Below are 8,715 nucleotides of genomic sequence, written 5' to 3'. Positions count from 1 at the left end.
CCTCAAGGACGGCTACCTCCAGCAGGTCGACACGCCGCAGACCCTGTATGACCGGCCGGACAACGTGTTCGTCGGGGCATTCATTGGTTCGCCCTCGATGAACCTGTACGAAGGCTCGGTGGCTCTCGACGGCGAAGGTGGCACCGTCACGTTCGGCGAACACTCGATCGCCCTGTCGCCGCAGTCGTTGATCGACCGCCCGGAACTGCGCTCGTACGATCGCAAGCCGGTGATCATCGGCATCCGTCCTGAGGACTTCGAAGACGCGTCGATGGTTGCAGAAGATGTGCCCGAGAACCTGCGCCTCACCTCGAAGGTCACGCTGATCGAAGCACTCGGCTCCGAGATCATGGTGCACTTCCGCCTTGACGCCAAGACCGTCGACTCCGGTGACCCCGATGCTGCCGAAGAGTCGACGAGCGCAACAGCAGCGAACGCTGTTGGTCGCTTTCACCCGCGTTCACCTGCCCGCATGGGGCAGATGGTGGACATCGCACTGTCGGCCGAGAACGTCCACTTCTTCGACGCAACCACACGGTTGGCCATCCGCAACTAAGTGCATGCCTGGCGGAAGCCGGTCTGGAAATAACGAAGGCATGAGGTGGGTGCACCCAAGGCGCACCTACCTCACGCCTTCGGTGGGATGGCTGATGGCGGTCAGTGCGTGAAACGGGGCTTCAGCGCAGCGTGATCGATGTTCGGGAGCACATGTTCGGCAAACAGGTCGCACTCGGTGGCATGGGTGTAGCCCGAAAGAATGAATGCCCCGATGCCGACTTCTTGGTAGGCCCGAAGTTTCGCGGCGACCTGATCCGGATTGCCGACGATCGCTGCACCTGCGCCGCTGCGCGCCCGACCGACGCCGGTCCAGAGGTTCTCCTCGACGAAGCCATCGTCGGCAGCAGTGTCACGCAGTGCGGCCTGACGGGCGACACCGAATGATGCGGCATCGAGTGACTTCTTCCGAATTGCGTCGCCTGTGTCGGCGTCGAGCTTGGAGACGAGCTGTTCGGCGGCCGCACGCGCCTCAGCCTCGGTCTCACGGACGATCACGTGAGCCCGAAGCCCGTAGATCAGCTCGCGTTCGTAGGTGTCTGCTGCCAGCGTGGTCATCTCCTGCACCGTGTCGCCGACGGAGGCAACCGTGTCTGGCCACGTGAGGAACACATCGGCCTCGGCCGCAGCGACGTCTTTGGCGGCGGGGGAAAAGCCCCCGAAGTAGAACGGTGCGCACGTGCTCTCGGGGCCGATCAAGCGGGGCGGATCGAGTTGGAGATCCACAAACTCTCCGTGGAAGTCGATCGGCTCGCCGTTCAACAACTGACGAAGCACCTGCATCCATTCACGGGTGCGCTGGTAGCGGGGCGCCGAGTCGAGCGCCTCGCCGGGGATGTCGGAGCTGATGATGTTGATCGTCAACCGACCCTCGGCCATCTGATCGATGGTGGCGAGCTGGCGTGCCAGCTGGGGAAGATGCATCTCGCCCATGCGCACGGCGAGGAGCAGGTTGATTTGCTCCGTCTGGGTAGCGATCCCGGCAGCAAACGACGTGGAGTCGATTCCGAGTGTGTAGCCAGACGGGAGGAGCACGTTGTCGAAGCCGTTGCGGTCGGCGGTTTGCACGATGTCGCTGCAGTGCGCCCACGAGCTGGCGAGTGCCGGATCGGGCTGGCCGAGGAACTCGTAATCGTCGTCACACAGGGCGCCGAACCAGGAGATCTCAGGGATATTCGGGTTGCTGACAGAACTCACGGCAGTGGCACTCCTTCAGAGGCTTGGACAATGGCGTAGACGTCGGAGCGATCGAGCTGCACGTCGAGTGCCGTGGCCGATGCGGCGAGGCGATCGAGGTTCTGTGAACCGACAATGGCGATCGGCTTCGACGGATGAGCAAGCACGAACGCCATGGCGATGTGGCCGCGCTCGACAGATTCGCGTTCGGCGAGCTGGTCGAGGACGGCAAGGAGCTCGGGGGCGACGCCGTCGCCGGTAGCCAGTGACCCACCGGCAAGCGGGCTCCAGGCAAGCGGTGTGATGCCGAGCTGCATGCACTGGTCGAGTGTGCCGTCACGCATCGGGTCGAGGTGACTGGCTGAGAATTCGGGCTGGTTTGCCACGATCGGGAAGGCGAGGTGTGCCTGGAGCGCGGCGACTTGGGCGGGGGTGTGGTTGGAAATGCCGACTTCGCGGATCTTGCCGGCGTCGCGCAGTTCACTGAGTACGGCGGCGACGTCGGCTGGATGGGCGTACATGTCGGGCCGGTGGATCTGGTAGAGGTCGATCACATCGACACCCATCCGAGTGAGCGACGCCTCGCAGGCGCTGCGCAGATAGGCCGGCGACGAGTCGTAGGGGAGCGGCGGCATGATCCCGCCCTTACTGGCGAGCACCATGCGATCGCGCAGCTCTGGTGCACCGGCAAGAACCGTTCCGAGAATTTCTTCGACCTGGCCGAACCCCGTGCCGCCCCAGTCGAAGCCGTAGACGTCGGCGTTGTCGATCAGGTTCATCCCGGCGTCGAGTGCCGCTTCGAGCACGCTCTGCGCGGCTGCAACGTCGGTGTTCGTGTACCGCCATAACCCGAACGACAGCGGCCCGACAGCAGGCAGCGATCCGAGCGATCGCGGAGAAGCATCAACAAGAGAAGTCACAATTCCAACCTACCGACGCGACGCCGCCACTGCCATCAGCACCGCGAACGACCAATCTGGGCGGTCACTGCTTGATGGAGCCGGCCAAGATGCCGCGGATGAAGTAGCGCTGGAGTGCAAAGAAGACGACCAACGGAAAGAAGGCTTGCACGAAGCCGGCAGCAGGGAGGAGGTGTTCGTTTTGGCCGAACGCCCCAGCAAGGTTGGCAATGATGATTGTGGTCGGCCGTGCGTCAGGGTTTGTTCCGGCGAACGTGTTGGCGATCAGATAGTCGTTCCACGTCCACAAGAATTGGAAGGTGCCGAACGCTGCGAGCACCGGCAGCGAGAGCGGCAGCACAAGCCGCCAGAAGATGTCGAAGTGTCCTGCTCCGTCAATACGTGCCGCCTCGAAGAGGTCGCGCGGGAGGTTCGAGATGTAGCTATGAAACAGGAACACCGCGAACGGCATGGCGAACCCGGCGTGCGTGATCCACACGGCAGTCGTCGTGTTCACCAAGTTCAGGTCGGGCACGACGGTGATGGTCTTATTGAATAAGGGGAGTGAAAGGTGGGCGCCACCGACGAACATCTGGAGCAGCGGAATCAGTGCCACCTGTAACGGCACTGCGAGCAGGCTGACTGTTCCCATGAAGAGGACGCGGCGCCCAGGAAAGTCCATCCAGGCGAATCCGTATGCGGCAATCGCGGCGATCGCGATAGGGATGATGGTGGCCGGAATCGCGATCGCGAACGAGTTCAGCAGCGACGTCGTCAGCGAGTCGCGGGCTGAGAAGACCGCGTCGTAGTTGTCTCCGGTGAGATCTCCGAGCCGGAGGTTCCACCACCCGGTGCGCCGCTGAGCGTCTCGTTGACGGAATCCGCTGACGAAGAGTCCAACGGTCGGCAGCGTCCAGATGGCAACGATGCTCCACAACGCGAGCCTGGGTATCTGGCGCGCACCGTCCGAGACGGCGGTGTGCCACCACCGCACGTTCAGCCTTTGACCGAACCTGCCAGTAGCCCTCGAACGAAGAACCGCTGGAGCGCGAAGAACACGACGAGCGGGAAGAAGGCTTGCACGAAACCGGCAGCGGGCAACAGGTGCTCGTTGCGGCCAAAGTCGCCTGCCAGGTTGGCGACCACGATGGTCGCCGGTCGAGCATCCGGGTTGGTCCCGGCGAACGTATTGGCGATCAGATAATCGTTCCAGGTCCAGAGAAACTGGAAGATCGCGAATGCTGCCAGCACTGGCACCGACAGCGGCAGCACGAGCCGCCAGAAGATGGTGAAGTGGTCGGCGCCGTCGATGCGGGCAGCTTCGAACAGGTCTTTCGGGAGCCCCGAGATGTAGTTGTGCAACAGGAAGATTGCGAACGGTAGCGCGAAGCCGCAGTGCGCGATCCAGACGGCCGTGGTCGTGTTGACGAGGTCGAGGTCAGGGAAGATCGTGATCGTCTTGTTGAGTAGTGGCAGCGTGAGGTGGGCGCCGCCGACGTACAGCTGGAGGAGCGGGATAAGTGCGACCTGCAGCGGAACCGCGAGCAGCGCCACAGTGGCGATGAACGACACCTTGCGGCCCTTGAACTCGATCCACGAGAAGCCATATGCAGCGAACGATGCGACAGCGATCGGGATGACCGTGGCGGGCACGGTGATCGCGAACGAGTTGAGGAGCGACTCGCCGAGTGAGCCGGACGCCGACGTACTGAAGACGGCGTCATAGTTGTCGAAGGTCCACTCGAACGGGTTGAGGCCGGTCCACCAACCGCTGCCACGCTGTGCGTCGCGTGTGCGTAAGCCTGAGATCAGCAAGCCGACCGTCGGCGTGGCCCAGATGGCCACGATGCCCCAGAGCACGAACCGCGGGATGGCACGGAAGCCGTCCATGAAGCGGCTGAACGGTCCGCCGCCCTTCGGCGCCGGTGCAGTGGTGTCGTCGAGAGTCAGGCTGGACATGTCAGCCCTCCTTCTGCATGCGGCGGATGTTGGCGACCATGATGGGCATCACAGAGACGAAGATCAGCATGGCGAGCGCTGCGCCTCGGCCGGTGTTGCGGGCGTTGAAGGCCTGATTGAACATGTCGTTCGCCAACACTTGCGTTCCGAAGTTCGAGTTGGTCATCACCTTCACAATGTCGAACACCTTCATGACGAGCACGATGATGGTGGTGACGACCACGCCGACGGTGGGACCGATCTGCGGGAGCGTCACCCGCCAGAAAACTTGCGATGTGGTGGCGCCGTCGACGCGGGCGGCCTCCAGGATCTCTTCCGGCACCGACTGGATTGCAGCGGAAAGGATGACCATGGCAAAGCCGGTCTGGATCCAGATCAGCACGATCATCAAGAAGATGTTGTTGTACGGCGACTCCTGAATAAAGTTGATCGGTGAGCTGATGATCTCGCCGTTGCCGTTGGTCTCTTGACCGCCGACGCCTCCGCCGATGATTCCCCAGTACCGGATCAGAAACCAGCCGAGGAGGAGCGCTGCGATGCCAGGCATCGCCATCTGCCCGTACTCGGCTTTCTGTGCCGATGAGATCAGTGCGGCAATGAGGCCGACGAATGCCGCCGTGATGAACAGCCCGATGACAAGGCGCTGCACGTCACCCGAGAATTGGCTCCACACCCATGCGAAGGCATAGACAGCGATCGGAGCCAGGATGATCGTGGCGATGGCGAGGACGTAGTTTTTCTTCCTGATCGAGGTGGCGAGGAGTGCCACTGCGAGCATGCCGAGGATCGCGACGAGCAAGGTCGAGGCGACGCCGCGCCCGGTGCTCAATCGACCGAGACCAACCCACAGCGCATTGAGTACACCGGTCTGCTCTTTCGACGAGTCGCGAGCGACGTACATGAAGCGCCAGATGACCGATGCGCCGACGAGTGAAATCGCCATCGGCATGAAGATGACGGACTTGGCAACCTTCTCGAGGAGAGCGCCTTCGGCAAGGACCGCCACGGCGAGGCCGAGTGTCGTCGACACCAGCGTCACGACGATGACCCACCACAGGTTGTTGATGATCGTGCCGCGACTCGTGGTGAAGATGGCGAACGACAGGAAGACGGCGCCGCCGACAAGGGGGAAGAAGCTCGGGCTGCCGAGTTCGACCCAGCGTCCTGTCCGCTGCTTCATTTTGTTACCGACGACGAAGAAAACCACCATCAGCACGAGGCCGATCCGCATCGGCCAGTTGAAGAATGCGTCACCCCAGTTCGATAGATCGAGCGACGTCTTGTCGGTGAATGTCTCGGTGTAGTTGTCGATCCCGACGAACTTTTCGCTGTCCCGACCCAAGAACGACAGGTACAGCGTGCGGAGTGCCGGGACGACGAGCGTGCCGGTGAGGAAAAGGACCGCGGGACCGATGAAGATCACTGGGCGTGAGCGACGGTCGGCCTCACCGCGTTCGAAGCGGTTGGCTGCTGGCTTCATACCGATGCGTGCGCCGATCATTGCTGCGGGAATTGCGGCTGCGATGATTGCCCAGCCGGCGCTGCCGCTGCCGAGGTCAGGCATACCGAAGGCACCGAGTGCCCAACCGATGGCACCGCCAATGATTGCGCCGCCGACTGGTGGGCGCTTGCGCAGCATGGAAATTCCGGCACCGATGGCGCCGACGATGACAGTGCCTCCGATGGTGGCGACAATGTCGACTTCGGGACGAACGCTCGATTGGAGCAGCGCTCCGATGACGGCGCCGGTGACACCGAAGCCGCCTGCGCCGATGACGATACGAGGGGTAGGGGCGTCGGTGCTGCTCAGGACGGAGCCGACGGCGGCGAGCACCGCTGCGATGACGAGAGGCAACCAGATCCAGTTGGCGAGGTCGGCGAAGAATCCTCCGTCGCCGCCATCGTTGGTGAGGCGGTTGCCAGCGATGACGCCGGTGAACGCGAAGCCAGCGAGGCCGAAGCGCGCGGCGTTGAACAGCGACCATCGCTTCGTTGCCTGATTGAAGAGCAGATTGGCGCCGATCCAGACGCCGCCGGTGATCCCGACGGCAGCGACTGCGAGGATCACCGTGCTGCGAACCTTGTCGCTCACGATCACCCCGTACACGAGGGCAAGGACGAAGAAGCCGAAGGAAGTTCGTGAGAGCACTCGTCGGAACGGACTCGGTGCGTCGGGATCAATGATCGGATCCTGTGCGACGATCGAATCGTCGTCGAGCAGTTGTTTAGCGTCGTCCAGCGTTGTCACGCAGTTCCCCTCAGAATTTGATGCCCCGTGTCGCTGTGTCGAAAGCGGAGCGTCCCCAGAACCAAACAGGGCGCCGACACCGAAGTGCCGGCGCCCTGCAATGGTCTCACATGGTGTTCACGTTGTGAACATTCATGCGGTGTTCAGTTGCTCAGGTGTTCGTGATCGGAACGATCACTCAGGCCATGACGCTTCGATGGCGTCGGCGGCTTCCTGTGCAGTTTTGTCGCCGTTCACGGCTGCGGTGCCTTCGGTCCAGAAGGTGCCAGCGCCGACTTCGGCGGGCATCAGGTCAGAGGCATCGAAGCGAACGATCGTGCTGTTCGACAGGATGTCCAAGAACGACTGCTCGAGCGGCTGGTAGACACTCGGGTCCTGGCCCTTGGCTGCCGAGAGGAAGCCAGACAGCGTGGCGCCGCCACCCTTCAGTTCGGCCTGTGCCGCCTGACGAGTCTCGGCGAAATCAGCCGTCGACATGTAGGCCAGGAGGGCGTGAACGTTGGCGTCATCGTTGAACGCAGCGGCGAGCGTACCTGCACCCAACACCGGCTTGTCGCCGTTGATGTCGGGGAAGTAGAACACGTCAACTGCCTCGGGCGAGCCATCAGCGAAGGCGGTGCCTTCGGGGATGAATGCTGAGTAGAACGATGCCTGGCGGTGCATGAAGCAGTCGCCGTCAACCAACGGCTGGCCGTTGTCCTGGAACGCTGTTGCAGCGATGGTGCCAGAGTTGGCGAACACGTTCTCATCACTCCAGATGTCGAGGACCGTCTGCATCGATTCCACGATCTGCGGATCGTTGAACGGGATCTCGTGGGCGACCCACTGGTCGTACACGTCGGCGCCGTGCTGGCGCAGAACCATGTCTTCGACCCAGTCGGTGTAGGTCCAGCCCGTTGCCTGGCCGGATTCGATGCCGACACAGAGTGCCTTGGCGCCACCGTCAGCCGTGATCGTGTCGACCAAGGCGGTGAACTCGTCAAACGTAGTGGGCACGGTGTAGCCAGCTGCTTCGAAGGCTGCGGGCTGGTACCAGACGAGGGACTTGAGGTCGGACTTGACCGGGACACCGAACTGGGTGCCGTCGACGTTGCCGAAGGTGGTCCACGCTTCGCTCCAGTTGGTTGCGGTTGCGGTTGCTGCTTCGTCGTTCAGGGCCGTGAGGACACCGTCGCGTGCGAAGCCGGCGAGCTTGCCGGGCTGCGGGAAGATCGAAATGTCTGGCGGGTTGCCGCCCTCAATCTGCGTGTTGATGTTGGATTCCCAGTCGGCGTCGCCGATGTACGTGACCGTGACGCCGTTTTCGTCGCCCCATGCGCCGAGAACGGCCTGGAGTGATCCAGCTTCGCTCTCGTCGCGCTCGGGTCCGGTGACCGTGATTTCGGTCTTGCCTTCGACAGCCGGAGCCTCGGTGCTTTCGGTCTGTTCGGCAGGTGCGGTTGTTGCTTCGCTGCTCGCTCCATCGTCGTCGGAACCGCATGCTGCGGCAACGAACGAAAATGCAATCGGGACAGCTGCCAGCTTGATCCAGCGCTTGTTCATAGGGCCTCCCCCTGAAGGTATGTAAAACGTCGTGGAAACATCCACGACATGTAAACGCTTACATACCGGCGCGGATACGTCAAGTGCGCCCGGCGAGGGACCGGGTAGAGCCTCGTTTCTTGGTCGACCTGCGATGTCCGAAAGTCGCGCGCAGGACGACCGAAAATGGCGTGATCAGGACTGCGGAGGGCCGGTCGTCGAGCGCTGGATCAACTCGGTCGGAGCGACGACGCGCTGGGTTGTGGTTTCGCTCATCGCCGCTGCATGCATGGTGTTCGGATGCATGGTGTTCGGATGCATGGTGTTCAGCAGGAGGCGGGCCGCCGTGGCGCCGTG

At 62.6% G+C, this 8,715-nt stretch carries 6 protein-coding genes and 1 pseudogene; 1 reads left to right on the top strand and 6 read right to left on the bottom strand.

Going from position 1 to position 8,715, the window contains the following annotated elements; translation table 11 throughout:
- Positions 1-556, top strand: a pseudogene (locus ACH2EI_RS21345) (ABC transporter ATP-binding protein); the annotation flags it as partial.
- 101 nt (positions 557-657) lie between these two features.
- Here the strand turns inward: ACH2EI_RS21345 and ACH2EI_RS21340 are convergent.
- The 6 genes from ACH2EI_RS21340 to ACH2EI_RS21315 form a co-directional block, all read right to left on the bottom strand.
- The gene (locus ACH2EI_RS21340) at positions 658-1,752 is read right to left on the bottom strand and encodes an LLM class flavin-dependent oxidoreductase (protein WP_395151906.1); all 1,095 of its coding nucleotides are present in this window, start codon (positions 1,750-1,752) and stop codon (positions 658-660) included.
- Entirely contained in the window at positions 1,749-2,651 is a 903-nt protein-coding gene (locus tag ACH2EI_RS21335) for an aldo/keto reductase family oxidoreductase (protein WP_395151908.1), read from the bottom strand. The genes ACH2EI_RS21340 and ACH2EI_RS21335 overlap by 4 nt, the downstream gene beginning before the upstream one ends.
- 64 nt (positions 2,652-2,715) lie before the next feature.
- Positions 2,716-3,567, bottom strand: coding sequence for a carbohydrate ABC transporter permease (locus ACH2EI_RS21330; protein ID WP_395161517.1), 852 nt, complete (start codon positions 3,565-3,567; stop codon positions 2,716-2,718).
- 59 nt (positions 3,568-3,626) lie between these two features.
- On the bottom strand, positions 3,627-4,589 hold the full coding sequence (locus ACH2EI_RS21325; protein ID WP_395151912.1) for a carbohydrate ABC transporter permease: 963 nt from the start codon (positions 4,587-4,589) through the stop codon (positions 3,627-3,629).
- 1 nt (position 4,590) lies between these two features.
- Complete coding sequence (locus ACH2EI_RS21320; protein ID WP_395151914.1) at positions 4,591-6,837, bottom strand: carbohydrate ABC transporter permease; 2,247 nt, start codon at positions 6,835-6,837, stop codon at positions 4,591-4,593.
- A gap of 174 nt (positions 6,838-7,011) precedes the next feature.
- Positions 7,012-8,379, bottom strand: a complete 1,368-nt coding sequence (locus ACH2EI_RS21315) for an ABC transporter substrate-binding protein (RefSeq protein WP_395151916.1) — start codon at positions 8,377-8,379, stop codon at positions 7,012-7,014.
- Between the last annotated feature and the right edge of the window lie 336 nt (positions 8,380-8,715).

The sequence above is a fragment of the Ilumatobacter sp. genome, from assembly GCF_041688325.1.
Taxonomy (GTDB): domain Bacteria; phylum Actinomycetota; class Acidimicrobiia; order Acidimicrobiales; family Ilumatobacteraceae; genus Ilumatobacter_A.
The sequence above is the reverse complement of the archived record's forward strand: the minus strand, read 5'-3'. Positions and strand labels throughout refer to the sequence as shown.

Excerpts from the sequence above, each read along its gene's own strand:
- ACH2EI_RS21325 (WP_395151912.1), bottom strand. The coding sequence starts at position 4,589 with ATGTCCAGCCTGACTCTCGACGACACCACTGCACCGGCGCCGAAGGGC.
- ACH2EI_RS21315 (WP_395151916.1), bottom strand. The coding sequence starts at position 8,379 with ATGAACAAGCGCTGGATCAAGCTGGCAGCTGTCCCGATTGCATTTTCG.